The organism is Mesorhizobium sp. WSM1293, assembly GCF_000513875.1.
Taxonomy (GTDB): Bacteria; Pseudomonadota; Alphaproteobacteria; order Rhizobiales; family Rhizobiaceae; genus Mesorhizobium; species Mesorhizobium ciceri.
In genome coordinates, this window is record NZ_AZUV01000005.1 from 80,599 (window position 1) to 106,121 (window position 25,523).

Below are 25,523 nucleotides of genomic sequence, written 5' to 3' on the forward strand. Positions count from 1 at the left end.
GCATGGCAAAGAAACTTGGCATCGGCGTCATCGGCTGCGGCAACATCTCGAAGGCGTATTTTTCGCTGGCGCCGCTGTTTCGCGGCATTGAAATGCGTGCCTGCGCCGACATCAACGTGGAGGCGGCCAAGGCTCGGGCGAAGGAGTTCAAGCTGCGCGCCGACGCCGTCGAAGACCTGCTCAAGGCCGACGACATCGACATCATCGTCAACCTGACCATCCCGGCGGTGCACTATGAGGTGTCAAAGCAGGTCCTCGACGCCGGCAAGCACGTCTATTCGGAAAAGCCGTTCGTGCTGTCGGTCAAGGAAGGGCTCGACCTTAAGAAGCGGGCGGAGAAAAAGGGTCTGCGCATCGGCTCGGCGCCAGACACTTTCCTCGGCGGCGCGCATCAATTGGTGCGCAACCTGATCGACACCGGCAAGCTTGGTAAGGTCACGAGTGGCACGTGCCATGTCATGGGCCACGGCATGGAGCACTGGCACCCCAATCCGGATTTCTTCTTCCAGCCAGGCGCGGGGCCGGTGCTCGACATCGGACCATATTACATCACCAATCTGATCCAGCTGATCGGGCCGGTGAAGCAGGTCGCGGCCTTCGCCACGACGCCAGCCAAGGAGCGCACGATCAGTTCAAAGCCGCGCGCGGGTGAAAAGATACCGGTCAACACGCCGACAACCATCCACGGGCTGCTGGAGTTCGAGAACGGCGCCGTTATCACGCTCAACACCAGCTGGGACGTCTGGGCCCACGGCCACGCGCCGATGGAGCTTTATGGCGAGGCGGGTACGGTGTTTGTGCCGGACCCGAACTTCTTCGGTGGTGACGTTCGCTTCACCGTCGCGGCCAAGCCGGTCAAGAAGCTGCCGAACTGGCCGCATCCGTTCGGCGTGCCCAACGAGATGCATTCGCAAGGCATGATGGCCAACTACCGCACGTCAGGCCTTGCCGATATGGCGGTGGCGATCGCGGAAGGTCGGCCGCACCGCTGTTCGATGGAGCTGGCGCTGCACGCCGTCGACGTGATGACCGGCCTGCTGCGTTCCGGCGAAACCGGCAAGTTCGTCGCCATGCAGACCACCTGCGAACGGCCGGCCGCACTTGGCGTCAAGGAAGCCAAGGCGCTTTTGGCGAAGAAGAAATAGGGCAGCACACCTCAACCCTCTCCCCGTTTCGACGGAGAGAGGGTAAGGGTGGGGGCAGAGCCAACTCGCCGCGTTGTGACGATGCAGCCGACCGGCTCGTTTCCATTCGAGGATTTTCCGATGCCCTACACGCCCGCCGAAAACCGTTACGAGAAAATGATCTACAATCGCTGTGGCCGCTCCGGCCTGAAGCTGCCGGCGATCTCGCTGGGCCTGTGGCACAATTTCGGCAACGACACGCCGCACAAGACCAAGCAGGCGATCGCGCGCAAGGCCTTCGACCTCGGCATCACGCATTTCGACCTCGCCAACAATTACGGTCCGCCGCCCGGTTCTGCCGAAACCGCCTTCGGTGAGATCCTGCGCACCGACTTCGCTGCCTACCGCGACGAACTGATCATCTCGACCAAGGCCGGTTACCAGATGTGGGCCGGGCCCTACGGCGAATGGGGTGGGCGCAAATACATTCTGGCCAGCCTCGACCAGAGCCTCAAGCGGATGGGGCTCGACTATGTCGATATCTTCTATTCGCACCGTTTCGATCCCGACACGCCGCTGGAAGAAACGATGGGTGCGCTCGACCATGCCGTGCGCTCGGGCAAGGCGCTCTATGCCGGCATCTCGTCCTACAATTCGCAGCGCACGCGCGAGGCGGCCGATATCTTGAAGCAGCTTGGCACGCCTTGCGTCATCCACCAGCCGAGCTATTCGATGCTGAACCGCTGGGTGGAGGAAGACGGCTTGCTCGACACGCTCGAAGGGCTCGGCGTCGGCTCCATCGTGTTCTCGCCGCTGGCGCAAGGCATGCTGACGGACAAGTATCTCGGCGGCATTCCGGACGGCAGCCGTGCGTCGCAGGGCAAGTCGCTGAAGACAGCCTTCATCAACGACAAGACCATCGCCAACATCAAGGCGCTCGACGCCATCGCCGGCAGGCGCGGACAGACGCTGGCGCAGATGGCGCTGGCCTGGGTGCTGCGCAAGGGGAGGGTGACCTCGGCACTGATCGGCGCCAGCCGGCCGGAGCAGGTCGAGGACTGCGTCGGCGCGCTCAAGGCGCTCGACTTCAGCGATGCCGAACTCGCCGAGATCGACACCTACGCGCGCGAATCCGACATCAATCTGTGGGCGGCTTCTGCCGAGCGCAAAGGCCCGCCGAGGAAATAGGTCCGCTCGATAAGCCGGCAAAGCGAAAAACGGCGGGCAACCTGCCTGTTGCCCCGCTCCGATCGATGTTCTCGGCCGCCTTGCGGGCAGAATGCTGGAAACAGTAGCAAAAATGCCTGTTCGTCGCTATCTGGGTGGGACATGGATCGTTTGTGCGCGGCGCAAGCGACGCAAGGCGAGTTGGAAACAGGATCATGGCGGCAAGGGATGTGCTGACGAAAAACCAGCTGTGCGTGCTCGAGAAACTCGAGACCGCCAGCGGACCGCTCAGTGCCTACACCTTGCTCGACCAATTGCGCGAGCGCGGTTTTCGCGCACCGCTCCAGGTCTATCGCGCGCTCGACACGCTGGTGAAGTCAGGTTTCGTGCATCGGCTTGAAAGCATCAATTCCTTCGTCGCCTGCGCCGAGCCGCATGACCACAGCCATTCGATGACTGCCTTCGCCATTTGCGACACATGCGGGCAGGTCACCGAGATGTCCGACCACGATGTCGGCCACAGCTTGGACGAATGGGTGCGCTCCACCGGCTTCGCCGCCAAGAAGGCGGTGATCGAGTTTCGCGGGACGTGTGCCAAGTGTTTGGCTGAGGCGGCTTGAGGTGAGTTGAGATTCGGATGATGCCGGCCTGCAAATGGCGGCTTCCTGCCGCTTCCGGTGCTCACGTACGAAAAGTACGCTCCGCTCCGGTTCTCGGAATCCACCATTTTCGGCTCGGCCTGATCTGAATCTCAACACACCTTGCGTTGGTGCTAATGCGCCTCGTCCCAGTTGTTGGCGGCTCGCGCGTCGACATGCAGCGGCACCGACATCGAGACCGCCGGCATCGCCGCGTTTTCCATGACATGACGCACGACCGGGATCGTCGCCTCGACTTCCGCCTCGACGGTCTCGAAGATCAGTTCGTCATGCACCTGCAGCAGCATGCGTGCCGAAAGGCCTGCTTTTTCCAGCGCCTCCTCCATGCGGATCATGGCACGGCGGATGATGTCGGCGGCGGTGCCTTGCAGGCGGGCATTGATCGAGGCGCGTTCGTTGAAGGCGCGGAGCGAGGGGTTGGACGATCTTATGTCGGGGTAATGGATGCGGCGGCCGAAGATCGTTTCGACAAAGCCGTGCTCGCGGGCATAGGCCTTGGTCTCCTCGATGTAATCGCGGATGCCGGGGAAGCGCTCGAAATATTTCTTGATGTAGTTGCCGGCTTCCTCGCGCGGGATCGACAGCTGGTTGGCGAGACCAAAGGCCGAAATGCCGTAGATGATGCCGAAATTGATCGCCTTGGCGCGGCGGCGAACCTCCGAGGGCATGCCCTCGACCGGCACGTTGAACATCTCCGACGCGGTGATGGCGTGGATGTCGGCGCCGTCGGCGAAAGCCTGCCGCAACTGCGGGATCTCGGCGACATGGGCGAGCACCCGCAATTCGATCTGGCTGTAGTCGGCCGAGACCAGCCGATGGCTCTTGTCGGTGATGAAGGCGGTCCTGATCTTGCGGCCTTCGGCGGTGCGCACCGGAATGTTCTGCAGGTTCGGGTCGGAGGACGACAGGCGTCCCGTCGTCGTCGCGGCCAATGCGTAGGAGGTGTGGACGCGCTTGGTGTCGGGATGGATGAAGCCGGGCAGCGCATCGGTATAGGTCGATTTCAGCTTGGTCAGCTGGCGCCAGTCGACGATCTTGCGCGGCAGTTCGTGACCTTCGGCGGCGAGATCTTCGAGAAGCTGCGCCGACGTCGACCACTGGCCGGTCTTGGTCTTGGAACCGCCGGGCAGGCCCATGCGCCCGAACAGGATGTCGCCGAGCTGCTTTGGCGAACCGATGTTGATGCGTTCGCCGATGAGCTGGTAGATTTCCTCTTCGAGGCGAGCGGCGCCCTGCGCCAATTCGCCGGAGAGCCGCGACAGGATCTGCCTGTCGACCGAGATGCCGCGCTGTTCCATGCGCGCCAGCACCGGCACCAGCGGCCGCTCCAGCCGCTCATAGACAGACACCAGGCCCTTGGCGGCAAGCCGCGGTTTCAGCACCAGCCAGAGCCGCAGCGTCACATCGGAGTCTTCGGCGGCATGAGCCGTCGCCTTGTCGATGTCGACCTGATCGAAACCGACCGAGCTTTTGCCCGAGCCGGTCACGTCCTTGAGCTGGAGAGGGGTATGACCGAGCCACTTCTCGGCAAGCGCATCCATGCCGTGACCATGGGGCGTACCGGCATCGAGCACGTAGGAGATCAGCATGGTGTCGTCGAACGGTGCGACATCGATGCCGTAGCGGCTCATGATGACAAGATCGTATTTCAGGTTCTGCGCGATCTTGAGAACCGATCTGTCTTCGAGCAGCGGTTTCAGCACCGCCAGCGCCTCGCGCAGCGGAATCTGGTTTTCGAGCGCGCCACCACCGAGCAGGTCGCCATTGCCGCTCATATGGGCGAAGGGAATGTAGGCGGCGCGTCCGGGAGCCGTGGCGATGGCCATGCCGATCAGTTCCGCCTGCATCGGATCGGCGGATGTCGCCCTGACGTCGAAGGCGGCGATGCCAGCCTCCCGTGCCTCGGCGACCCAGGCTTTCAGGGTCGAGATATCGCGGATGCAGTGATAGGCCGAAATGTCGATCTTGCCGGTGGCCGCGCGCTCCAGCCTTAGTGCCGCGAGCAGGGAGGGGGTATCGCCTTGTTTTGACGTCTCCGCCGTCCCGCCGGCTTCGTCCGGTTCAGTGCCAGGCGCGTTCCGGGCAGCCGGCGGCAAACCGGCGCCAACGTCCGGGCCATGGGCATGATCGGTGCGTTCGACGGTGACCGCGACGGCCTGGACGTCGCCGGCCTCGGTGCTGGTCGCTTCCGCGACACGGCGGGTCAGCGAGGTGAATTCCATGGTCTTGAGGAAACCGATCAGCTTCGGGCCGTCGGGCGCGTGCAGGACGAAATCCTCCAGACCCTCGGTCACCGGTACGTCGTTCATCAGCGTCACCAGCTGACGAGAAATGCGCGCCTTGTCGGCGTTGGCGATGATCGATTCCCGGCGCTTGTCCTGCTTGATCTCGCCGGCCCGGGCCAGCAGCGTGTCGAGGTCACCGAACTGTTCGAGCAATTGCGCCGCCGTCTTCGGCCCGATGCCGGGCACACCAGGCACATTGTCGACCGAATCGCCGGTCAGTGCCTGCAGGTCGACCATCTTCTCCGGCGGCACGCCCCATTTCTCGATGACCTCCGGAATTCCGATCTGGCGGTCCTTCATCGGGTCGTACATGGCGACCGTATCGCCAACCAGTTGCATCAAATCCTTATCGGAGGAGATGATGGTGGTATCGCCGCCGGCTTCGCAGGCGAGCCTCGCATAGGTGGCGATCAGATCGTCAGCCTCGTAGCCTTCGATCTCGACGCAGGGCAGGTTGAACGCCCTGGTCGCCTGGCGGATCAGGCCGAATTGCGGGATCAAATCTTCCGGCGGTGCCGAGCGGTTGGCCTTGTATTCGGGGTAGAGGTCGTTGCGGAAGGTTTTTGACGAATAGTCGAAAATGACGGCGAAATGCGTCGGCACGATGCCTACATCGGTATTGCGGGCGTCGAGCATCAGCTTCCACAGCATGTTGCAGAAGCCGGAAACGGCGCCGACCGGCAGGCCGTCGGATTTGCGGGTCAGCGGCGGCAGCGCGTGATAGGCACGGAAGATGTAGCCGGAGCCGTCGACAAGGAAGAGATGATCGCCTTTTTTCATGCCGGCAGGGATAGCGCGGCGCGGCGGCTTGGTCCATGCCAAAGGCAGCCTCGACTATCGGTTCCGGCAACACCCTGACAGATCGCCGTCACCCTGCTCACGCCCATGTTACAAAACTGTAATTTTCGTGCCCTTGAATCGCCACGTTCAGAGACCCAAATACACGTTATCGGCAGTTTTCGCCGAGTCCGGAGCAAGGCCCGTCCCCCGCCTATCCCGGACACTTGCGGCAGCCTATCCCCCCTCTCCGGGCTGCCGCATCGTTTCGAGTAGAAGGCCGCCGTGGTTCCCCCTCCACCACGGCGGTCTTTTTTTGCCTCGCAGAGACGTTTGCAGCCCGTGGTCCAATGATCGCGGGCTTTTCGTTTTCCCGTCATGCCTTTACGGTTCCGGTTCTGAATCGAAAGGCTTCACATATGTCCGCAGTTTCCCCCGTCCTCGACCGTCTCGACAAGAATCTCGACCAGAGCCTCGAGCGCCTGTTCGGCTTGCTCAGGATCAAGTCCATCTCCACCGATCCAGCCTATGCCGCCGACTGCCGCAAGGCGGCGGAATGGCTGGTGGCCGAACTCGAGCTGATCGGCTTCGACGCCAGCGTTCGCGACACGCCCGGCCACCCGATGGTGGTTGCGCACCATGACGGCCCGGCCGGTTCGCCGCATGTGCTGTTTTACGGCCATTATGACGTTCAGCCGGTCGACCCGATCGAATTGTGGGAAAGCGATCCGTTCGCGCCTGCTGTCAAGGAGGTCGGGCCGGACCACAAGGTGATCGTCGGTCGGGGGTCGGCCGACGACAAGGGCCAGTTGATGACCTTCGTCGAGGCTTGCCGCGCCTGGAAACAGGTGCATGGCAATCTGCCTTGCCGCATCACCATCCTGTTCGAGGGCGAGGAGGAATCCGGTTCGCCTTCGCTGAAGCCGTTCCTCGAGGCCAATGCCGACGAACTCAAGGCCGATTTCGCGCTGGTCTGCGATACCGGCATGTGGGATCGCGACACGCCGTCGATCTGCGTCGGATTGCGCGGGCTGGTGGGTGAGGAGATCACGGTGAAGGCCGCCGACCGCGACCTGCATTCGGGCCTCTATGGTGGTGCCGCCGCCAACCCGATCCGCATCCTGGCCAGGGTGCTGGCCGATATCCACGACAAGGACGGCCACATCACCATTCCCGGCTTCTATGATGGCGTCGAGGAAACGCCGTCGCAGATCCTGAAATCATGGGAGACGCTCGGCGAGACTGCCGAGACGTTCCTGGGACCGGTCGGCCTGTCGATCCCGTCGGGCGAAAAGGGCCGCTCCGTGCTGGAATTGACCTGGGCGCGGCCGACGGCCGAGTTCAACGGCATCATCGGCGGCTATACCGGCAAGGGCTTCAAGACGGTGATCGCGGCCGAAGCCTCGGCGAAGGTCTCGTTTCGCCTTGTCCACAAGCAGGACCCGAAAAAAATCCGGGCCGCGTTCCAGAAGTTCGTCAAGGAGCGCATTCCGGCCGACTGTTCCGTCGAATTCCATCCGCATGGCGGCTCGCCGGCAATCCAGCTTTCCTACGACTCGCCCTTCCTGGCCAAGGCCAAGAATGCGCTGTCCGACGAATGGCCGAAGCCGGCGGTAACGACGGGCAGCGGCGGCTCCATTCCGGTTGTCGGCGATTTCCAGACCTATCTCGGCATGGAATCGCTGCTGGTCGGGTTCGGCCTCGACGACGACCGCATCCACTCGCCCAACGAGAAATACGAGCTCAGCTCCTTCCACAAGGGTCAGCGCTCCTGGGCGCGGATTCTCGATGCCTTGACGCGCTGAGCAGCGGAACCCCTGTTTTCCTGTTGATTTTTCAGCCGATCGCGGCGAGGACGGGCCACAAGATAAAGCGCTGCAGCATCCCCTGCGGGTCAGGGGGCACTGTAGGGCTCGACCGGAGAAGACAATGGCCGATATCCGTTTCCATAAAAACGACCTGCCCGACCTCTCGCACTACAATGTCGGGGCAGTGGCCATCGACACCGAAACGCTCGGGCTCAATCCGCATCGCGACCGGCTGTGCGTGGTGCAGATTTCGCCCGGCGACGGCAGCGCCGACGTCATCCAGATCGCGCCCGGCCAGAAGAAGGCGCCGAACCTCGTCAGCCTGCTGAGGAACCGTGGCGTAACCAAGCTGTTCCACTACGGCCGCTTCGATCTTGCCGTTCTCTACAATGCGTTCGGCGTCATGCCGGAGCCGGTGTTCTGCACCAAGATCGCCTCGCGGCTGACCCGCACCTATACCGACCGCCACGGGCTCAAGGACATCTGCTTCGAGCTTCTCGGCGTCGGGCTGTCCAAGGCGCAGCAATCGTCGGACTGGGCGGCCGAGACGCTGTCGCCCGAACAGCTCGAATATGCGGCTTCCGACGTGCTCTATCTGCACCGGTTGCGCGATGTACTGGCCGGACGGCTGGCGCGCGATGGGCGGACCAAGGAGGCCGATGCCTGCTTCCGCTTCCTGCCGACGCGTGCCAAGCTTGACCTGATGGGCTGGGACGAAGAGGATATTTTCGCCCATAGCTGAGGGCCGTTGGCGCGCTCCGCGGGCCGGTGACCGTTTGGAACCGGATACAGGCCGTCGCGTTCTGTCGGCTCAGTTTGTCGGTGCAATTGGGGATAATGACATGGCGGACAGAAAGCCGATTGCGACCGCGCCGACAGACGGCTCCAAGGTCTCCGTGACCTGGAAGGACAGCGACGGCGTCATCAACGAATCCATCGCGCAATATCGCGACGACGGCTGGTGGGTCTATATCGACAGTCACACGCAAAAGAAGGTCGAGCCGACCAGCTGGCGCCCTGCCGCAAGCGACGACGACGATCAATGAGCGCGCCGCTGGTGAGGCCGGCTGCTTTCGAATAGCCTGAAGCCGTTGATATCGAGGCCGATTCGGGGCTTTCCGGTCCGCGGTCGCCCTCTTGCTCGGAGGAAATCGCTATGGGTGTCGAAAGCCTGCTCGTCTTCATCATCATCGGTGCCATCGCCGGCTGGCTCGCCGGTCTCATCGTTTCCGGCTTCGGCTTCGGCCTGATCGGCAACATCATCGTGGGCATCGTCGGTGCGTTCATCGCCGGCTGGCTGTTTCCGCGGATCGGCTTTTCCATCGGCGGCGGCACTCTCGCCGCGATCATCCATGCCACGATCGGCGCCATCATCCTGCTGGTGCTGGTCAAGGTTCTGAAACGAGCCTGAGGCTCGACAACGCAAAGAGCGCGCAATGAAACAGAATACGCTCTATCTCGTCATCGGCGCGCTCGTCGTCGTGGTCATCGCGCTCGGTATCTATGTCTATCGCGAGCAGACCAAACCCAAGGGCGTCGAGCTCAAGATCGACGACAAGGGCATTTCGATCCAGCAGAACTAAGCCATGCGGGGGCGCGACATGGTTGCTTCTGACGCCCCGGAAGACGTCGATCAGCCCCCGATCACCGTGGCGGAATGGGAGAGGCTGAACAGACCGCCAAGGCGCGAGGCGCTGCTGCGCTATCGTTGGCGGGTGTTTCGCTTTCTGAGGACATCCGCGCCGGTCAGCGAATTGCAGGGGCAAGAGCAGGTATTCCGCGATGCGGTCGTCGCCACCGTGGCCTTCAACCGGCCCGAAATGATCGAATGGCAGATCCACCTGGTACGCCGATACCTGGCCGAGCACGAAAGCTACATCGTTTTCGACAACAGCAACAAGGGCGAGGCAAGGGAAGCAATCCGCGATCTCTGCCGTCGCCAGCATGTCCCCTATGTCGCATTGCCGAAGAACAGGCTGGTCGTCAGCAGATCGCACGGTCAAGCGCTCAACTGGATCGTGCGGAATTTTTTGCCCAGGTTCGGGCCGAAGCTGTTCGGCTTCATCGATCATGACATCTTTCCGACTGAACCGTTTTCGATCCGCGCCCGGATGGAGGGCAAAAGCCTCTACGGCAGCGTGCGGCGCGATACGCCGACGCCAGGCGGCTGGTTCCTGTGGCCCGGCTTCTGTTTTTTCGACGGAAGCCTGTTGCGGCGACGGCTGGATTTCGCCCCGAGCTACAAGTTTCATATGGATTCCGGCGGCGGCAACTGGCCTGTGCTCTACAGGTCGATCGATCCGGCGCTGGTTCGATTCGCTGAAAACAAATCGCTTCGCTTCGGCGCCGGACATGATCAATCCGAGGATTTTTTCGTGATGGTCGATGGCTGGCTGCACGTCACGAACGCCTCGAACTGGAGGCGACAGCCGGTTGACAGGGGCGAACACATTGTCGCGCTGTTGCGGCAAGCCGGCGGTCCCGACCAGCCGGATGTGAAGTTCGAGCCCATCTGAACGAGACAGCGAACAGCGTGGCGTCAGTAACCTGCAAAGAGCAGACGCTGGCCTTTTTGGCTGCCCAACCCCAAGGCCGGCATTCGAACACGACTTAACCCGCCCTTAAATCGCCGCATCTACTCTTCAACCCGAACGCCATAGGCATCGGGGACATCAAGCACAGCGCATGGCGAACCGCAGAGACAGTCGCATCGAACCCAGTTTCGAGGGGCCGCCGCAGGCGCGGTCCTCGGCGGGTCTTTCGGTGAACGAGGAGGATCGCGTCGTGCCGAGCAATCGCAAAGCCTCCGCAAAACGCAAGCCGGCCAAAGGGAAATCGTCGCGGGTCAAGCGCGGCAGAAGCCGGCGCGGCCTGTTCGGCGTGCTCGGCCGGCTATTCTACTGGTGCTTCGTGCTCGCCATCTGGGGCGGCATCGCCGTGGCCGGCATCGTCATCTACTACGGTGCCAAGATGCCGGCGGCGACGACCTGGTCGATTCCCGACCGCGCCCCCAACATCAAGATCGTCTCGGCAGATGGCCAATTGCTCGCCAATCGCGGCATGAGCGGCGGCGAGGCGGTCGGCCTGCACGAAATGTCGCCCTATATCCCGGAAGCCGTCATCGCCATCGAAGATCGGCGCTTCTACTCGCATTTCGGCATCGACCCGATCGGGCTTTCCCGCGCGATGGTCACCAATGTGCTTGGCGGGCATTTCTCGCAGGGTGGCTCGACGCTGACCCAGCAATTGGCCAAGAACCTGTTCCTGACACCCGACCGCACGCTGGAGCGCAAGGTGCAGGAAGTGCTGCTGGCGCTATGGCTGGAGCACAAGCACACCAAGGACCAGATCCTCGAAATGTACCTGAACCGGGTCTATTTCGGCTCTGGCGCCTATGGCGTCGAAGCCGCCTCGCGCCGCTATTTCGGCAAGAGCGCGCGCGACGTCACCCTGTCGGAAGCCGCATTGCTTGCCGGCCTGCTGAAGGCGCCGTCGCGGCTGTCGCCGGCACGCGATCCCAAGGCCGCCGAGGAGCGCTCGCAGCTGGTGCTTGCCGCCATGCGCGACGAGGGCAAGATCAGCGCCAAGGAACTGACCTCGGCGATGAGCGCGCCGGCAACGCGTGCGCCTTCCTATTGGACCGGCTCGGAGAATTACGTCGCCGATACCATCATGGAGGAACTGCCCGACCTGATCGGCGACGTACGCGGCGATATCGTCATCGACAGCACCGTCGACCTGAACCTGCAGAAGCTCGCCGAGCAATCGATCCGCAGGCTGATCGACGACAGCGGCAAGAAACTCAACGTCAGCCAGGGCGCCCTGGTGTCGATCGACGATTCCGGTGCGGTGCGCGCCATGGTCGGCGGCTACGACTATTCGACCAGCCAGTTCGACCGTGCTTCGGAGGCACGTCGCCAGCCGGGCTCGGCATTCAAGCCGTTCGTCTATATGGCCGCTCTTGAAGCCGGCCGCACGCCCGACAGCATCCGCAACGATGCGCCGATCAAGATCGGCAACTGGACGCCCGACAATTACGGCGGCAAGTATTTCGGCAAGGTGACGCTGGCCACCGCGCTGGCCAAGTCTTTGAATTCGGTGGCAGCGCAGCTGACCATGGAGGTCGGGCCGAACGCGGTTGTCGAGGCGGCGCATCGCATGGGCATCCAGTCCGACCTGACAGCCAACACCTCGATCGCGCTCGGCACTTCGGAAGTGACGCCGCTGGAGTTGACATCGGCCTATGTCCCCTTTGCCAATGGCGGCTACAAGCCCGACATCCATTTCATCCGGCGCGTGACGACCACCGAGGGCAAAGTGCTTTACGACAGCGGCGGCGGCAGCGCGCCGCGCGTCATCAAGCCTGAGATCGTCGGCATGATGAACTCGATGATGACGGGCACGGTTGAGATCGGCACTGCCCGGAAAGCGGCTTTCGCCTGGCCATCGGCCGGCAAGACCGGCACCAGTCAGAATTCGCGCGACGCCTGGTTCGTCGGCTACACCGCCAACCTCACCACCGGTGTGTGGTTCGGCAATGATGATGGCAGCCCGATGAAGAAGGTCACCGGCGGTGCACTGCCGGCGCAGGCCTGGCACGAGTTCATGGTTGCGGCCCACGAGGGTGTGCCGGTGCGGCCGCTGCCCGGCACCTGGAAATCGACGCCGGCCGACACAATCGTCCCCGACGAGATACCCTCGGCGAACAACACGGCGCCGGTTCCGTCGACGTCGGTCGGCCAGCAGGCACCAGCGCGGCCAGCAGCGCCGGTTGCCCAAGCGCCGGTCCGCGCGGCTCGTCCCGCCCAAACCGTCGATGCCGATGGCCTTTCCATGCCGGAGGATGACGGCGCCACCGCGTCGATCAAGCACCCGGTGCCGCCAGGCGACGTCGGCGGCCCGCGCAAGAAGCGGCAGACCTCGATCCTCGACCTCCTTGGCGGCTGAGTAGACCCGCTAATTCGCCTTTGGTTTGGCGCTGCCCAGCTTCTTGCTGTCAAAGGTCAGTTTGTCGCTGTGAATCTTGCCGTCGCTGATGGTGAGGTGCTTGGCGCAGGAAAGCGCGCCGGACGACTCTGTCATCAAGTCATACATAAGCAGCGCCTGGTGGTCGTCTCCGAAGGCCGCGATCATGCGCACACCGGTCACATCCTGTGAAAGTTTGGTCAGGCCCTCGAGGTAGGGGGCCTTGCCAGTCGACTGTTGCATCGGCCCATCAAAAACGACGTCGTCGGCGACATAGGATGCTGCCTTTTCGAGGTCGTGTCCTGTCCACGCTTTGGTGAAGGCGGTGGCGATGTCGAGGGGTGCTGTCTGTGTCATGGCTTTGTCCTGATAGATTGATTCAGAACCCCGCACCCTTTCCGCATTCAAGGACCAACGGCGAGCCGGCTTCCCGGTTCCTCCTTTGAGGTGAATGGTGACATTTCGGCCTCTCGCCACCTCGGCGGCGTTCGGCTACATCTGCCGGCTGGAGACCTGAAATGACTGAACTCGACACCCGAAAGACCATCGTGCTGACCGGCGCCAGCCGCGGCATCGGCCACGCCACCGTCAAGCGTTTTTCGCGCGAGGGCTGGCGCGTCATCACCTGCTCCAGGCAGGCTTTCGCCGAGGACTGCCCGTGGCCGGCCGGGCCGGAAGACCACATCAAGGTCGATCTCGCCGATCAGGAGGATGTCGGCATCGCCGTCTCCGAAATTCGCCACCGGCTGGAAGCGCATGGCGGCCAGTTGCATGCGCTGGTCAACAATGCCGGCATTTCGCCGAAGCTCAAGGACGGCAACAGCCGCATGAATTCGATCGACACGCCGATGCATGTCTGGCGCGACGTGTTCCAGGTCAATTTCTTCGCGCCGATCATGCTGGCGCGCGGGCTGTTCAAGGAACTGGCGGCGGCCAAGGGCTCGATCGTCAACGTAACCTCGATCGCCGGAACCCGCGTGCATCCTTTCGCCGGCACGGCCTACGCGACATCGAAGGCGGCACTCGGCTCGCTGACGCGCGAGATGGCGCATGATTTCGGTCCGCACGGCATCCGCGTCAACGCGATTGCGCCGGGCGAAATCGATACCGCGATCCTGTCGCCGGGCACGGACAAGATCGTCGAGACCATTCCTCTCAGGCGCCTTGGCACCACGGCCGAAGTCGCCGACATCATCTTTTTCCTGTGCTCGCAGCAGGCGTCGTATGTGACTGGCTCGGAAATCCACATCAATGGCGGCCAGCACGTGTGACAAAACAGGATGCTCATCCTGTTATGGTGAGAACAGCCTTGCCGCTGAAGCTGCGCTGGCGCAGTGCGTCCAGCGCTTGAGCGACGTCTGTCCACGGCGCCGTCAAGGCCACGCGCGTTTCGAGCCGGCCGGCTGCGACCAGAGCGAGCAGTGAGGCGATGTCCTCGCCGATGCCTGGACCAGACGTGTAGTACGCAAAAGTCTGAAGCCTTGCCCCTTCATGATCCGGAACGAACTGGCGGAATCCGACGGGCGTCAGCTCGCCGCTGCTCGAACCGAACATGACGATGGTCCCGCCAGGTGCGATACGTTCGATCGCGCGTGCGAGGCTTTGGCCGCCGACCGACTCGGTGACCAGCGAGAACGGCCCCTCGGCCAGATCGATCGCTTCGACAACCTGCTCGGCTCCCAGACCGCGGAGATCGTCGGCGTGCCGGGCTGCGGCGATTGCCGTCACCGAGGCGCCTTGCTCGCGGGCGATCTGGATCTGAAAACGGCCGACCGCTCCGCTTGCACCGGTGATCAAGACCTGCTGGCCGGCGAGGTCGCCGCCATGGCGTAGAGTCCTTAGTGCCGTCGTACCGGCGACAGGAAGCGTGGCTGCGGAAACGAAACTGACGTCATCCGGCAGGACGGCGAGACGGTCGATTGGGACTGCGATGCGTTCGGCCCAACCGGCCTCGTCGACCAAAGCAACAACCCGGGCGCCGACGGCTGGCCCGGAACCATCGGCTGCTCTTCGTTCGACAATCCCCGCGATGTCCTGGCCGGGTATCCAGCCCTCGGGGCGTATGGCAAGCAGGCGCAGTTCGCCCCGGTTCAACGAAGTTGCGTGGACAGAGACAAGCGCTTCGTTCGAAGCCGGTTGAGGCTCGGCGATGTCGACGAGCCTCAACCCGGTCGCGCTTTCGGGAGAGATGACCAGGGCGAGCATGGCGTACCTTGTTGCTGGCTTGTCGGTGCCAGCTTGCTGTGGAAAGCACGGCAAGCTGAGTACGAGCCGGAGCTTATCGACTTTCGCTGTTAAAGAATTTAGCTATCATGGCGTTTAATCGCTAAAAACAGTCAACCATGAGACAACCCCTCAGCTACCCCTGGCTCGATCTCGATGTGGATGACCCTGCCGCGCCGGCGATTGTCGTGCGCGTCGACATCCCCGAGACCAGAGCGGAAGTCCCCGCCCATCGGCACCGCAAAGGCCAACTCGTCTTCGCACTCGGCGGTGGCGTCACATGCCGCGTTCCAAGCGGTCTATGGATGGTGCCGCCGCATTGCGGGGTGTGGATCCCCGGCGGCATGGAGCACAGCAATGTCGCAACCGCCAACGCCCGGATTTTCTTCGTCTACATAGAGCCGGGAGCCGCCGATCTACCGGAGCGGTGCTGCACGTTTTCAATCTCGCCCCTGCTGCGCGAATTGATCATCGAGCTTTCCGATCGGGTGGGGGGTGACGGGGCGAGGGGCGAACTCTTGACCAAGATGCTGCTCACCGAATTGCCACGCATGCCTGTCCAGCAATTGCACCTGCCGATCTCGTCCGAGCCACGCTTGAACAGGATCGCCGAAGCGTTGGCGCAAGACCCTGCCGACCGCAGCACACTGGCGGAATGGGCCAACCGCATCGCGCTCAGCGAGAGCAGCCTCGCCCGCCTTGTGGCAAAGGAGACGGGGCTGAGTTTCGGGCGCTGGCGCCAGCAATTGCACTTGATCGTTGCAATTCGGGAACTGGCTTCCGGCAAGAGTGTCCAGCAGGTCTCGGGCGATCTCGGCTATGGTTCCGTTACGGCCTTCATCACCATGTTCAAGAAGGCGCTTGGGAAGCCGCCGGCCAAATACCTCAGCGGTATCGCGCAAAATGGCGGCTCTGCATTCGTGGCGTGATGCTCGCTTGAAAGGGTGGTCGAGCCGATCACGTTGCCAGCGTGCGAGAGTGCAGCTTGGGCTTTGGGACTCAGGCCACCGACGGCTCGGCGGTTTCGCGCCTCAACTCCGGTTTGGAACCGAGAACTTCTTCCACAATCCCGCGCGCAATCTCGCGCTCGCCCATGATCACCGTATCGGCGCCCAAACCCTTGAGATGTTCGACCTCGGCATCGGAATGGGCACGGGCGATGACGTTGATAGCGGGATTGGCGGCGCGGGCGCGGAGCACGATCTGGCCGGCTTCGAAGGCATTGGGGATCGCAAGGATCAGCCGGCTGGCGCCCTCGGGATTGGCGGCGGCGAACACTTCGGCATTGGCCGCATTGCCGGCGACGGTCTCGACGCTGTCCGCTTTCAGCTTCGCCAGCGTCTTGTCGGCGTCCTCGATGACCAGGAAGGGCATTGCCGCGCCTTTCAGGGCCGAGCCGACCAGGCCACCGACACGGCCGTAGCCGATCAGGATGGCATGGCCGGTGAGTGTCGTCTTTGGCGGCGGCCCGTCCTCCTTTTTCGCCGCTGCCGCGACAGAGGCCACCTGGCCCGGCTCCGTCGCCGGACCAACCGGTTTTGCCTCGACCGGTGGTGCCGTCCTGGCGGCGCGCCGTTCCAGCCATGGCTTCATCCAGTCGATGGCCAGGAACATCAGCGGGTTGAGGACAATCGACAGGATCGCACCGGCCAGAATGAGGTCGCGGCCCTGTTCCGGCAGCAGCTTCAGCCCGACGCCGAGTTCAGCCAGGATGAAGGAGAACTCGCCGATCTGGGCGAGGCTTGCCGAGATTATCAGCGCCGTGGCGATGGGATAGCCGAAGGCAACAACGATGGCGAACGCGGCCAGTGATTTGCCGATGACGATGATGGCGAGCGTCGCCAGGATCGGCCAACCATTGCTGATCAGGCTGAACGGGTCGAACAGCATGCCGACCGAGACGAAGAACAGCACGGAGAAGGCATCGCGCAGCGGCAGCGATTCTTCCGCCGCGCGGTGGCTGAGTTCGGATTCGCTCATGATCATGCCGGCGAAGAAGGCGCCCAGCGCCAGCGAGACACCGAACAGTTTGGCCGCACCGAAGGCGACGCCGAGCGCGATGGCCAGAACCGCTAGCCGGAACAGTTCGCGCGAGCCGGTATGGGCGACATAGTGCAGGATCCAGGGAATGACCCGGCGGCCGACCACCAGCATGACGATGACGAAAGCGGTGACCTTGGCCAGTGTGATGCCGACGACGCCCCAGATGCCGTAGCTGGCCGGCAGCGACAGCAGGCCGCTGGCATGGGCGTCGGCCTGCTCCTGGCCGCCGAGCACGCCAGCGAGCGCCGGCAGCAGCACCAGCGCCAGCACCATGGCCAGATCCTCGACGATCAGCCAGCCGACGGCGATGCGGCCGCGCTCGGTCTCGATCATCCGCCGTTCCTGCAGGGCACGCAGCAGCACCACGGTCGAGGCGACCGACAACGCCAGGCCGAACACCAGCCCCGCGCCCATCGACCAGCCGAGCATCCAGGCAAGACCAGCGCCAAGCGCGGTGGCAAAGCCGATCTGGACGATGGCGCCCGGCACGGCGATGGCACGCACCGACAGCAGATCCTTGAGCGAGAAGTGCAGCCCGACGCCGAACATCAGCAAGATGACGCCGATTTCGGCCAGTTCGTTGGCAAGCCCGGCATCGGCGACGAAGCCGGGCGTGTTCGGCCCGACCAGCACGCCGGCTATGAGATAACCGACCAGGGGCGGAATGCGGAAGCGGTTGGCGAGAGCCCCGAAGACGAAAGCCAGCCCCAGACCGGCGACGATGGTGGCGATAAGGGGCGTGTCATGCGGCATTGTCTATGGAGCGCCTTTCAAGTCAGCGATGTTGGATGAGCGCCGCCCAAGGCCGCCGCCTGTTTGCAATATGGTGGATGGTATGTCGGCGATGCAACCCGCAAAGCCGTGAAATCGACGGCGCTGCCGCGAAAATTTGACCGGCAGCTGAGAAAGCTGCCGGCCGGATCGGAATTTGTGCGGAGCTATTCGTCTCGATTCGTCAGGGCCGATCGATGATCAGGCTGCCCGCAGCAAGGCCTCGATTTCCGGTATGGCATGGTTGGTCAATGTCTTGGGAATTTCGGCGGTCACCTTGTCCCCGACCTCCTTGTGCAGCTTTTTGCGCATTGTCCCAAGCACCACCGGCGGCGCGACGAGCACGATCTCGCTGAACTCGCCGTCATGCGCGAGCTTGTAGAGCCGGGCGGCGATTTCATCGGCAAAACGCTCCTTGCCGATGCGGTGCCAGTCCGTATCCTCGACTGCGCTGCGGTGTACGGAGGGACCATCACTGTATCGGCCGGGGCTGTCACTGCCTTGCTCGCGGGTGGGCGGGTTGTCCTGCTGCATTTCCTGCACCACCTCGAGATTCGGATATTTATTGTCACCGGCGTTCCTGAGGAAAAGCGCCTTCTCGCCATCGGCCACGATCACCCAGATACCGTGCTTGAGTATGATTGTGTTCATGATGACAGGGCTCCTTTTTAGCCGCGTGGCGACCTTTAGTTGGCATTCCGCAGCCGGATTTCGATCCGACATGACGGGCCTTTTGAGAACGCACCTCGAGCCGGTAATGTTCCAGTCGGCAGCCACGTCGGCGTTGGACATTCTGGCTATCCCGAGGTCGCGACTTTAATCTACTAACTTGGTAGAATTTAGAAAAAACAGTTTTGCGGCTTTTCTCGCCGGGCGCTAAAAGAGCCACAAATCAAGGCCTGCGACAGCAGCTTGAATCCGCTCTATCTGTAAATGAGAAATATTTTTCTCTTGGCCGGGATGCTTTCAGAAAAGCAATTGCATCCCGATAAGGGATGCGCGAGTGCGTTCCTTCTGGTTTCTCGCGCTCGCGCGTAGAACTGCAGCTCATTGAGGATTCCGCTCGCGTCCATGTCGCACACTGCTCCCAAGCTCAACGCCTTCCCCGTGTTCATGCGGGTTGAGGGCGAAGCTGTGGCCATCGTCGGGGGCGGCGAAGAGGCGCTGGCCAAGGCGCGGCTGATCGGACAGTCGAACGCGGTCCTGCGGATCGTCGCGGAACATGCCGAGCCCGACCTGCTCGCCTTCGTCGCCCAGGCCGGCGCGACGCATTTTGCCGCGGCTTACGAGGCGTCGCAGCTCGAAGGCGCGGTCATGGTGTTTGCCGCCAGCGGCGACGAGGAACTCGACCGCCGGGTGGCCGCGGATGCGCGCCGCCTAGGCATTCCGGTCAATGCCGTCGATCGGCCCGAGCTTTGCGATTTCTTCACCCCGGCGCTGGTCAACCGCGCGCCGGTGGCCATCGCCATCGGCACCGAGGGTGCAGGCCCGGTGCTTGCCCAGATGTTGCGCGGCCGCATCGACCGCATGCTGTCGCCGTCGCTCGGGCCGCTGGCAATTCTTGCGGCTTCGTTTCGCGGGGCTGCCGAGAAGCTGCTGCCGAGAGGCAATGCCCGCCGCCGCTTCTGGAATGATTTCTTCGCTGGCGCTCCTGCGCGCGCGGCTGAAGCCGGCCAGCTTTCGCAGGCGCATGACGCCGCCGTCGATCTTCTGCTGTCGAACACGCCCGCTTGCGGTCACATCGCGCTGGTTGGCGCCGGTCCGGGCGCCGAGGATCTATTGACCTTGCGAGCCCATCGTCTGCTGATGGAAGCCGATGTCATCGTCCATGACGCCCTTGTGCCCGAGGCGGTCGTTGCCATGGGTCGCCGCGATGCCGAGCGCCTGCCGGTCGGAAAGCGCAAGGGCTGTCACACCAAGAGCCAGGCTGAGATCAATGCGCTGCTGGTCGAGCTTGGCCGTGAAGGCAAGCGTGTCGTGCGGCTGAAGTCTGGCGATCCGCTGGTGTTCGGCCGGGCCGGCGAAGAGATGGCGGCACTTCGCGACGCCGGCATCGCCTATGAGGTGGTTCCGGGCGTCACCGCGGCCTTTGCCGCCGCCGCCGATTTCGAACTGCCGCTGACCTTGCGCGGTGTCTCCTCGTCGATGGTGTTCACCACCGGCCACGACCTCAAGGGCAATTCGCTGCCCGACTGGGCCAAGCTCGCGATTTCGGGCGCCACCGTCGCCGTCTATATGGGCCGCTCGGTGGCGGCCGAGGTTGCCGGACGGCTGATCGAGGCCGGTCTGTCGCCGGACACTGCGGTGGCCGTGGTCGAGAATGCCAGCCTCGCCAACCGGCGGCGCTTCCACGGCACGCTTGCCGACCTGCCGTCGCTGGAAGCGCGCGCCGATCTTTCCGGCCCAGTCATGACCATCATCGGCGATGCGGTCGCCGGCGCCAACTTTGAACGGTCCGAGCCGCTGGCGGCATACAGGCATGAAGGCGCGTCCAGTTCGGTCGCCGAAGGAGTTCAGCAATGAAGATACTGACCGCCAACCGCCTCACCGACGGCATCGCCGTCTGGTACGCCGATGGCGGCTGGGCCGAGACGGTGGATCATGCCGACCTCGCCCATGACAAGGCAGCCGATGACAGGCTCGAGGCGATCGGCGCCAAGGCCTATGCCGCCAACGAAGTGGTCGACGTCAATTTGATCGACGCCGAAGTCGTCAACGGCGTCGTCCAACCGGTGCGGCTGCGCGAGAAGATCCGCGCCGCCGGCCCGACCATCCGCAACGATCTCGGCAAGCAGGCTGCGCGGGCAGCATAACCAAGACACCAGGCATGGGCGGACGCGCCCTGAAAGACCAAGCATGTACCGTTACGATGAGTTCGACCACGATTTTGTCCAGGCCCGCGTCGCCGAGTTCAGCGACCAGGTGCAGCGCCGTCTTGCCGGCGAGATCACCGAGGACCAGTTCCGGCCATTGAGGCTGATGAACGGCGTCTATCTGCAGCTGCATGCCTACATGCTGCGCATCGCGGTGCCCTATGGCACGCTGAACGGCAAGCAGTTGCGCATGCTCGGCCACATCGCCCGCAAATACGACAAGGGCTACGGCCATTTCACCACGCGCCAGAACATCCAGTTCAACTGGCCGGCGCTGTCGGACATTCCGGCGATCCTGGCCGATCTCGCAAGCGTCGAGATGCACGCCATCCAGACCAGCGGCAATTGCATTCGCAACGTCACCGCCGACCACTTCGCCGGCGCTGCCGCCGACGAGGTCGCCGATCCGCGTCCCTACGCGGAAATCCTGCGCCAGTGGTCGTCGGTGCATCCGGAATTCTCGTTCCTGCCGCGCAAGTTCAAGATCGCGGTGACGGGGGCCGAGCGCGACCGCGCCGCCATCCAGACCCACGACATCGGCCTGCACCTGAGGAAGAACGCCGCCGGCGAACTCGGTTTCGCCGTCTATATCGGCGGCGGCCAGGGCCGCACGCCAATGGTTGCCCGCAAGATTCGCGACTTCCTGCCGGAAGCCGACCTTTTGTCCTACTGCACGGCGATCCTGCGCGTTTACAACCTCTATGGCCGCCGCGACAACAAGTACAAGGCGCGCATCAAGATCCTCGTCCATGAGACCGGGGTCGAGGAGATCACCCGCCAAATCGAGGCCGAGTGGCAAGAGTTGAAAGACGCCCAGCTGAAGCTGCCGGAAGCCGATATCCGCGCCATCGAGGCCTATTTCGCGCCACCGGCACTCGCTGAGCGGCCGGAAGGCGACCAGGCGGTCAAGCTGGCGCGGCTCGATTCCAAGGGGTTCTCGGAGTGGCTCGACCAGAATGTCGTGACGCACCGCCATCCGGATTATGCGGCTGTGACGATCTCGCTGAAGGGCATCGGCGAGGTGCCCGGCGACGCCTCGGACAGCCAGATGGACGCAATCGCCGACATCGCCGAGACATATGGCTTTGACGAGCTGCGTGTCAGCCATGAGCAGAACCTGATCCTGCCGCATGTGGCCCGCGCCGACCTCAAGGCGGTCTATGATGCGCTGGTCGGCATCGGCCTGGCGACGGCCAATTCCAACCTGATATCGGACATCATCGCTTGCCCGGGCCTCGACTACTGCGCGCTGGCCACGGCGCGCTCGATCCCGATCGCGCAGGAAATCTCGCGCCGCTTCGCCTCGCTTGAGCGGCAGCGCGAGATCGGCGAACTGAAGCTGAAGATCTCCGGCTGCATCAACGCCTGCGGTCATCACCATGTCGGCCACATCGGCATCCTCGGCGTCGAGAAGAAGGGCTCCGAACTCTATCAGGTGACGCTGGGCGGCTCGGCCGACGAGAACACCTCGGTCGGCGAGATCATCGGCCGCGGCTTCTCTTCGGAAGAGATCACCGACGCCATCGAACAGATCGTCGAGACCTATCTCGGCCTTCGGCTCGACCCACAAGAGAAATTCATCGACGCCTACCGCCGAGTCGGTCCCGCGCCGTTCAAGGAGGCGCTCTATGCTGGCGAAGCCAAGGCCGCTTGACCGTATTGGAGACGTCGATGACGGCATCGCCGCCAAAGCGGCGGGGCTCGATGCGCTCTATGGTCATCTGAAGCCGCTCGAGATCATCGAACGCTCGGCCCGCGAACTGTTCCTCGACGAGATCGCGGCGGTGTCGTCGTTCGGCGCGGATTCGGCTGTGCTGCTGCACATGATCGCCAAGATCGACCGGACGCTGCCGGTCATCTTCCTCGACACCGGCAAGCATTTCGAGGAGACGCTCGGCTATCGCGATGCGCTTGCCGCCGATTTCGGGCTGACCAACATAAGGGTGATCAAACCCGAGGAAGCAGCACTCGAACGGATCGATCCGACGGGCAATCTGCACCAAAGCGATACCGATGCCTGCTGCGACGTGCGCAAGGTGGAGCCGCTGGCGCGCGGTGTCGCGCCATTTCGTGCCTGGCTCACTGGCCGCAAGCGTTTTCAGGCCGAGACGCGGGCAGCGCTGCCGGTGTTCGAGGCGGTCGGGCCGCGCATCCGCATCAATCCGCTGGCGCATTGGACGACATCGGACCAGGCCGACTATATGCGCGCGCATGCGCTGCGCGAAAATCCGCTGGTCGCTTATGGCTATCTGTCGATCGGCTGCTTCCCGTGCACGCAGCCGGTGCAGCCGGGCGAGGACGCGCGCAGCGGCCGCTGGGCCGGTCATGCCAAGACCGAGTGCGGCATTCACCTGTCGGGGCTGGAGAAGTCGCTGACCGACGCATCCCTTTAGGATATGCTGATATTCAGGTGGGGCTGGCCTGCAAACGGCGGCTTCCTGCGCTTCCGGTGCTCACGTACTTCAAGTACGCTCCGCTCCGGTTCTCGGAAGCCGCCATTTTCGGCGCAGCCTGACCTGAATCTCAACACATCCTTGGTTCGTTTGACTGTTTAGGAACTTTTTGATGACTGGACCGACGACACCGGAGACCCGGCTCTGGACCCCTGCGGGTTTTCAGGAGGATGAGTGGACGCATGCCGAAAGCGCCGATGCGCTGTCCGGCAACGGCCGCTTCATCCTGCCGTTGCAAATCTTCCTCGATCTCGATCCGGAGGTGCGCCGCTCGGCCAAGGAACGGCTCGGCGTCCTGCTGCAGCCGGGTGATCAGCTCGAGAAGATCGCCGACCTGCTCGACCAGCTGTCGCTGGTGGCGCTGGCCTTTCCGGCCTTCAGCGACGGCCGCTCCTTCTCCAAGGGAGAACTGCTGCGCGGCCGCTACCATTTCGAAGGTGCCGTTCGCGCTACCGGCCAGGTGCTGGTCGACCAACTGCCGCATATGCTGCGGCTGGGCTTCGGCGAGTTCGAGATATCAAACCCCGTGCTGTTGAAGCGCCTGGAGGAGGGCCGCACCGGCGGATTGGGGCTCTACTACCAGCCAGCCGCCGTGCCGGAACCAAAAGGCCCGAAATACTCCTGGCGGCGCGTTCGCAGCAGCTGACGTTGCGGTAATTCCGCGCGTCTTTACAACGCCCCCTGTTCAAGCCTTCTCTTGAGCTTCCGGATGGAAAATCTGGAATGATCGGGGAGGGGTCTTCATGCGTTACGACTATGTCATAGCCGGCGGTGGGTCCGCCGGCTGTGCGCTTGCCGCACGGCTTTCGGAAGATCCCTCGAAAACGGTCTGCCTGATCGAAGCTGGCGGCGAGGGCAGGGATATGCTGATCCGCGCTCCGGCTGGCATTATCGGTATGCTTTCCGGCCGGCCCAGGATCAACAACTGGGCCTTCGAAACCGTGCCGCAGCAAGGTCTTGGCGGCCGCAAGGGCTACCAGCCGCGCGGCAAGGCGCTGGGCGGCTCCAGCGCCATCAATGCGATGCTCTATGTCAGAGGCCATCGCAGCGACTATGACGAATGGGCCGATCTGGGCTGTGAGGGCTGGTCGTGGGATGAGGTGCTGCCCTATTTCCGGCGCGCCGAAGGCAATGAGCGCGGCACTGATGCCCTGCATGGCGGGGACGGCCCGCTGAAAGTGTCGAACCAGCGCTCGCCGAGGCCAATCGCCAAGGCCTTCATAGAGGCTTGTGCCGAAAACCAGATTCGCGCCTTGGACGATTTCAACGGACCGGAACAAGAGGGCGCCGGCTATTTCCAGGTGACCCAATTTGCCGGTGGCGCCCGTAATGGCGAGCGCTGTTCGACTGCCGCCGCCTATCTCCATCCGGTGATGCAGCGGACCAATCTGACCGTGATCACGCGGGCGCACGCCACAGGCATCGTCCTTGACGGCAAGCGGGCCACCGGTATCCGCTACCGGACACGCAAAGGCGAGGCAGTGGCGCAGGCGTCGTGCGAGGTGATCCTGTGTGGCGGTGCCTTCGGTTCGCCGCAGCTTCTGTTGCTGTCGGGTATCGGCCCGGCGGCCGAACTTGCCGTGCATGGCGTTCCCGTCGTCCACGAATTGCCGGGCGTCGGCAAGAACCTGCAGGACCACCTCGATTTCATCGTCGGCTGGAGATCGAAGGACACCGATATGCTTGGCATGAGCCCGCGCGGCGCGTTGGGTTTCCTACGGCATATCGCGCAGTGGCGGCGGGATGGGACCGGGCTGATCGCCTCGCCGGCGGCCGAGAGCGGCGCTTTCGTCAAATCCGACCCGGCGCTTGAGCGCCCTGACCTGCAGCTGCAATTCGTCATCGGGCTGGTCGAAAACCATGCGCGCACGCTGCACTACGGCTTCGGCTTCTCCTGTCATGTCTGCATATTGCGGCCGCACTCGCGTGGCGAGGTTGGGCTGGCCAGCGCCGATCCACTTGCCGCGCCGCGCATCGATCCGCGCTTTCTCAGCGACCAGCGCGATGCGGAGCTGCTGTTGAAAGGCGTGAGGATCACCCGGCAGGTGCTGGCTTCACCGGCGCTGACGCGCTACCGGCACAAGGAAATGCACATCGCCGGCGAGCCAAGCGATGCCGATCTGATGACCCATATCCGTACCCGCGCCGACACGGTCTATCACCCGGTCGGCTCCTGTCGGATGGGCGTCGACGAGATGGCGGTGGTCGATCCGCAACTCAAGGTGCGCGGGCTTGAAGCCTTGCGTGTCGTGGACGCCTCGGTGATGCCGACACTGATTGGTGGCAACACCAATGCGCCAACCATCATGATCGCCGAAAAGGCCGCCGACATGATCAGGGCTGCCTGATAGGAGCTCCAGGCGCGGTGCCTATAG

General features: G+C 63.3%; 23 protein-coding genes. 18 read left to right on the plus strand and 5 right to left on the minus strand.

What is annotated here, in order from left to right:
* Positions 1 to 2: 2 nt before the first annotated feature.
* The 3 genes from M729_RS0108290 to M729_RS0108300 all read left to right on the plus strand — a co-directional run bounded on the left by M729_RS0108290 (position 3) and on the right by M729_RS0108300 (position 2,911).
* Positions 3 to 1,145: a Gfo/Idh/MocA family oxidoreductase gene (locus M729_RS0108290; protein ID WP_027161310.1), complete on the plus strand. Its 1,143-nt coding sequence runs from the start codon at positions 3 to 5 to the stop codon at positions 1,143 to 1,145.
* A 120-nt stretch (positions 1,146 to 1,265) separates the two neighbouring features.
* A complete protein-coding gene (mgrA, locus tag M729_RS0108295; protein ID WP_027161311.1) occupies positions 1,266 to 2,312 on the plus strand; it encodes an L-glyceraldehyde 3-phosphate reductase in 1,047 nt (348 codons plus the stop codon).
* A 194-nt stretch (positions 2,313 to 2,506) separates the two neighbouring features.
* Positions 2,507 to 2,911 (plus strand): Fur family transcriptional regulator, encoded by a 405-nt coding sequence (locus M729_RS0108300; RefSeq protein WP_013529546.1) that lies wholly within the window; start codon positions 2,507 to 2,509, stop codon positions 2,909 to 2,911.
* 152 nt (positions 2,912 to 3,063) lie between these two features.
* Here the strand turns inward: M729_RS0108300 and polA are convergent, their stop codons facing one another.
* Positions 3,064 to 6,015 carry a DNA polymerase I gene (gene polA, locus M729_RS0108305; protein ID WP_027161312.1) on the minus strand — a complete coding sequence of 984 codons (2,952 nt, stop codon included), beginning with the start codon at positions 6,013 to 6,015 and terminating at the stop codon, positions 3,064 to 3,066.
* Between the two features lie 416 nt (positions 6,016 to 6,431).
* Between polA and M729_RS0108310 the strand changes: the two genes are divergently transcribed.
* The 7 genes from M729_RS0108310 (at position 6,432) to M729_RS0108340 (ending at position 12,767) form a co-directional block, all read left to right on the plus strand.
* Positions 6,432 to 7,817 carry a M20/M25/M40 family metallo-hydrolase gene (locus tag M729_RS0108310; RefSeq protein WP_027161313.1) on the plus strand — a complete coding sequence of 462 codons (1,386 nt, stop codon included), beginning with the start codon at positions 6,432 to 6,434 and terminating at the stop codon, positions 7,815 to 7,817.
* Between the two features lie 124 nt (positions 7,818 to 7,941).
* Complete coding sequence (locus tag M729_RS0108315; RefSeq protein ID WP_013529549.1) at positions 7,942 to 8,562, plus strand: ribonuclease D; 621 nt, start codon at positions 7,942 to 7,944, stop codon at positions 8,560 to 8,562.
* A 100-nt stretch (positions 8,563 to 8,662) separates the two neighbouring features.
* Positions 8,663 to 8,866, plus strand: coding sequence for a hypothetical protein (locus M729_RS0108320; protein ID WP_013529550.1), 204 nt, complete (start codon positions 8,663 to 8,665; stop codon positions 8,864 to 8,866).
* A gap of 110 nt (positions 8,867 to 8,976) precedes the next feature.
* The gene (locus M729_RS0108325; RefSeq protein WP_013529551.1) at positions 8,977 to 9,231 is read left to right on the plus strand and encodes a GlsB/YeaQ/YmgE family stress response membrane protein; all 255 of its coding nucleotides are present in this window, start codon (positions 8,977 to 8,979) and stop codon (positions 9,229 to 9,231) included.
* Between the two features lie 25 nt (positions 9,232 to 9,256).
* On the plus strand, positions 9,257 to 9,403 hold the full coding sequence (locus M729_RS1000000137015; RefSeq protein ID WP_013529552.1) for a hypothetical protein: 147 nt from the start codon (positions 9,257 to 9,259) through the stop codon (positions 9,401 to 9,403).
* Positions 9,404 to 9,421: 18 nt separating this feature from the next.
* On the plus strand, positions 9,422 to 10,336 hold the full coding sequence (locus M729_RS0108335; RefSeq protein ID WP_027161314.1) for a hypothetical protein: 915 nt from the start codon (positions 9,422 to 9,424) through the stop codon (positions 10,334 to 10,336).
* Positions 10,337 to 10,505: 169 nt separating this feature from the next.
* Positions 10,506 to 12,767 carry a transglycosylase domain-containing protein gene (locus M729_RS0108340; protein ID WP_027161315.1) on the plus strand — a complete coding sequence of 754 codons (2,262 nt, stop codon included), beginning with the start codon at positions 10,506 to 10,508 and terminating at the stop codon, positions 12,765 to 12,767.
* A gap of 9 nt (positions 12,768 to 12,776) precedes the next feature.
* On the opposite strand, the gene M729_RS0108345 is transcribed toward M729_RS0108340, so the two are convergent.
* The gene (locus M729_RS0108345) at positions 12,777 to 13,142 is read right to left on the minus strand and encodes a nuclear transport factor 2 family protein (RefSeq protein WP_027161316.1); all 366 of its coding nucleotides are present in this window, start codon (positions 13,140 to 13,142) and stop codon (positions 12,777 to 12,779) included.
* Positions 13,143 to 13,303: 161 nt separating this feature from the next.
* Here M729_RS0108345 and M729_RS0108350 point away from each other — a divergent pair, with 161 nt between their 5' ends.
* Positions 13,304 to 14,056: an SDR family oxidoreductase gene (locus M729_RS0108350; RefSeq protein WP_013529556.1), complete on the plus strand. Its 753-nt coding sequence runs from the start codon at positions 13,304 to 13,306 to the stop codon at positions 14,054 to 14,056.
* A gap of 13 nt (positions 14,057 to 14,069) precedes the next feature.
* Here M729_RS0108350 and M729_RS0108355 read toward each other — a convergent pair whose 3' ends face one another.
* A complete protein-coding gene (locus M729_RS0108355) occupies positions 14,070 to 14,990 on the minus strand; it encodes a zinc-binding dehydrogenase (protein WP_027161317.1) in 921 nt (306 codons plus the stop codon).
* Positions 14,991 to 15,127: 137 nt separating this feature from the next.
* Here M729_RS0108355 and M729_RS0108360 point away from each other — a divergent pair, with 137 nt between their 5' ends.
* Positions 15,128 to 15,937 carry a helix-turn-helix transcriptional regulator gene (locus tag M729_RS0108360; protein WP_027161318.1) on the plus strand — a complete coding sequence of 270 codons (810 nt, stop codon included), beginning with the start codon at positions 15,128 to 15,130 and terminating at the stop codon, positions 15,935 to 15,937.
* Positions 15,938 to 16,007: 70 nt separating this feature from the next.
* Here M729_RS0108360 and ybaL read toward each other — a convergent pair whose 3' ends face one another.
* Positions 16,008 to 17,804 (minus strand): YbaL family putative K(+) efflux transporter, encoded by a 1,797-nt coding sequence (ybaL, locus tag M729_RS0108365; RefSeq protein ID WP_024502843.1) that lies wholly within the window; start codon positions 17,802 to 17,804, stop codon positions 16,008 to 16,010.
* 219 nt (positions 17,805 to 18,023) lie between these two features.
* Entirely contained in the window at positions 18,024 to 18,473 is a 450-nt protein-coding gene (locus tag M729_RS0108370) for a host attachment family protein (protein WP_013529560.1), read from the minus strand.
* A gap of 420 nt (positions 18,474 to 18,893) precedes the next feature.
* Between M729_RS0108370 and cysG the strand changes: the two genes are divergently transcribed.
* From cysG to M729_RS0108400, 6 genes are all read left to right on the plus strand, one after another.
* Positions 18,894 to 20,345, plus strand: a complete 1,452-nt coding sequence (gene cysG / locus M729_RS0108375) for a siroheme synthase CysG (protein WP_027161319.1) — start codon at positions 18,894 to 18,896, stop codon at positions 20,343 to 20,345.
* On the plus strand, positions 20,342 to 20,635 hold the full coding sequence (locus M729_RS0108380) for a DUF2849 domain-containing protein (protein WP_013529562.1): 294 nt from the start codon (positions 20,342 to 20,344) through the stop codon (positions 20,633 to 20,635). Before cysG ends, M729_RS0108380 begins: the two co-directional genes overlap by 4 nt.
* 43 nt (positions 20,636 to 20,678) lie before the next feature.
* Entirely contained in the window at positions 20,679 to 22,349 is a 1,671-nt protein-coding gene (locus tag M729_RS0108385; protein WP_027161320.1) for a nitrite/sulfite reductase, read from the plus strand.
* Positions 22,324 to 23,088 carry a phosphoadenylyl-sulfate reductase gene (locus tag M729_RS0108390; RefSeq protein ID WP_013529564.1) on the plus strand — a complete coding sequence of 255 codons (765 nt, stop codon included), beginning with the start codon at positions 22,324 to 22,326 and terminating at the stop codon, positions 23,086 to 23,088. The genes M729_RS0108385 and M729_RS0108390 overlap by 26 nt, the downstream gene beginning before the upstream one ends.
* Before the next feature lie 172 nt (positions 23,089 to 23,260).
* The gene (locus tag M729_RS0108395) at positions 23,261 to 23,794 is read left to right on the plus strand and encodes a DUF934 domain-containing protein (RefSeq protein ID WP_027161321.1); all 534 of its coding nucleotides are present in this window, start codon (positions 23,261 to 23,263) and stop codon (positions 23,792 to 23,794) included.
* A 97-nt stretch (positions 23,795 to 23,891) separates the two neighbouring features.
* The gene (locus M729_RS0108400; RefSeq protein WP_027161322.1) at positions 23,892 to 25,496 is read left to right on the plus strand and encodes a GMC family oxidoreductase N-terminal domain-containing protein; all 1,605 of its coding nucleotides are present in this window, start codon (positions 23,892 to 23,894) and stop codon (positions 25,494 to 25,496) included.
* Positions 25,497 to 25,523 lie beyond the last annotated feature (27 nt).

Excerpts from the sequence above, each read along its gene's own strand:
- M729_RS0108370 (WP_013529560.1), bottom strand. The coding sequence starts at position 18,473 with ATGAACACAATCATACTCAAGCACGGTATCTGGGTGATCGTGGCCGAT.
- M729_RS0108320 (WP_013529550.1), top strand. The coding sequence starts at position 8,663 with ATGGCGGACAGAAAGCCGATTGCGACCGCGCCGACAGACGGCTCCAAG.
- M729_RS1000000137015 (WP_013529552.1), top strand. The coding sequence starts at position 9,257 with ATGAAACAGAATACGCTCTATCTCGTCATCGGCGCGCTCGTCGTCGTG.
- M729_RS0108390 (WP_013529564.1), top strand. The coding sequence starts at position 22,324 with ATGCTGGCGAAGCCAAGGCCGCTTGACCGTATTGGAGACGTCGATGAC.
- M729_RS0108360 (WP_027161318.1), top strand. The coding sequence starts at position 15,128 with ATGAGACAACCCCTCAGCTACCCCTGGCTCGATCTCGATGTGGATGAC.
- ybaL (WP_024502843.1), bottom strand. The coding sequence starts at position 17,804 with ATGCCGCATGACACGCCCCTTATCGCCACCATCGTCGCCGGTCTGGGG.
- M729_RS0108310 (WP_027161313.1), top strand. The coding sequence starts at position 6,432 with ATGTCCGCAGTTTCCCCCGTCCTCGACCGTCTCGACAAGAATCTCGAC.
- M729_RS0108335 (WP_027161314.1), top strand. The coding sequence starts at position 9,422 with ATGGTTGCTTCTGACGCCCCGGAAGACGTCGATCAGCCCCCGATCACC.
- M729_RS0108340 (WP_027161315.1), top strand. The coding sequence starts at position 10,506 with ATGGCGAACCGCAGAGACAGTCGCATCGAACCCAGTTTCGAGGGGCCG.
- M729_RS0108325 (WP_013529551.1), top strand. The coding sequence starts at position 8,977 with ATGGGTGTCGAAAGCCTGCTCGTCTTCATCATCATCGGTGCCATCGCC.
- M729_RS0108350 (WP_013529556.1), top strand. The coding sequence starts at position 13,304 with ATGACTGAACTCGACACCCGAAAGACCATCGTGCTGACCGGCGCCAGC.
- polA (WP_027161312.1), bottom strand. The coding sequence starts at position 6,015 with ATGAAAAAAGGCGATCATCTCTTCCTTGTCGACGGCTCCGGCTACATC.
- M729_RS0108300 (WP_013529546.1), top strand. The coding sequence starts at position 2,507 with ATGGCGGCAAGGGATGTGCTGACGAAAAACCAGCTGTGCGTGCTCGAG.
- M729_RS0108400 (WP_027161322.1), top strand. The coding sequence starts at position 23,892 with ATGCGTTACGACTATGTCATAGCCGGCGGTGGGTCCGCCGGCTGTGCG.
- M729_RS0108290 (WP_027161310.1), top strand. The coding sequence starts at position 3 with ATGGCAAAGAAACTTGGCATCGGCGTCATCGGCTGCGGCAACATCTCG.
- M729_RS0108395 (WP_027161321.1), top strand. The coding sequence starts at position 23,261 with ATGACTGGACCGACGACACCGGAGACCCGGCTCTGGACCCCTGCGGGT.
- M729_RS0108355 (WP_027161317.1), bottom strand. The coding sequence starts at position 14,990 with ATGCTCGCCCTGGTCATCTCTCCCGAAAGCGCGACCGGGTTGAGGCTC.
- M729_RS0108385 (WP_027161320.1), top strand. The coding sequence starts at position 20,679 with ATGTACCGTTACGATGAGTTCGACCACGATTTTGTCCAGGCCCGCGTC.
- cysG (WP_027161319.1), top strand. The coding sequence starts at position 18,894 with ATGTCGCACACTGCTCCCAAGCTCAACGCCTTCCCCGTGTTCATGCGG.
- M729_RS0108315 (WP_013529549.1), top strand. The coding sequence starts at position 7,942 with ATGGCCGATATCCGTTTCCATAAAAACGACCTGCCCGACCTCTCGCAC.
- mgrA (WP_027161311.1), top strand. The coding sequence starts at position 1,266 with ATGCCCTACACGCCCGCCGAAAACCGTTACGAGAAAATGATCTACAAT.
- M729_RS0108345 (WP_027161316.1), bottom strand. The coding sequence starts at position 13,142 with ATGACACAGACAGCACCCCTCGACATCGCCACCGCCTTCACCAAAGCG.
- M729_RS0108380 (WP_013529562.1), top strand. The coding sequence starts at position 20,342 with ATGAAGATACTGACCGCCAACCGCCTCACCGACGGCATCGCCGTCTGG.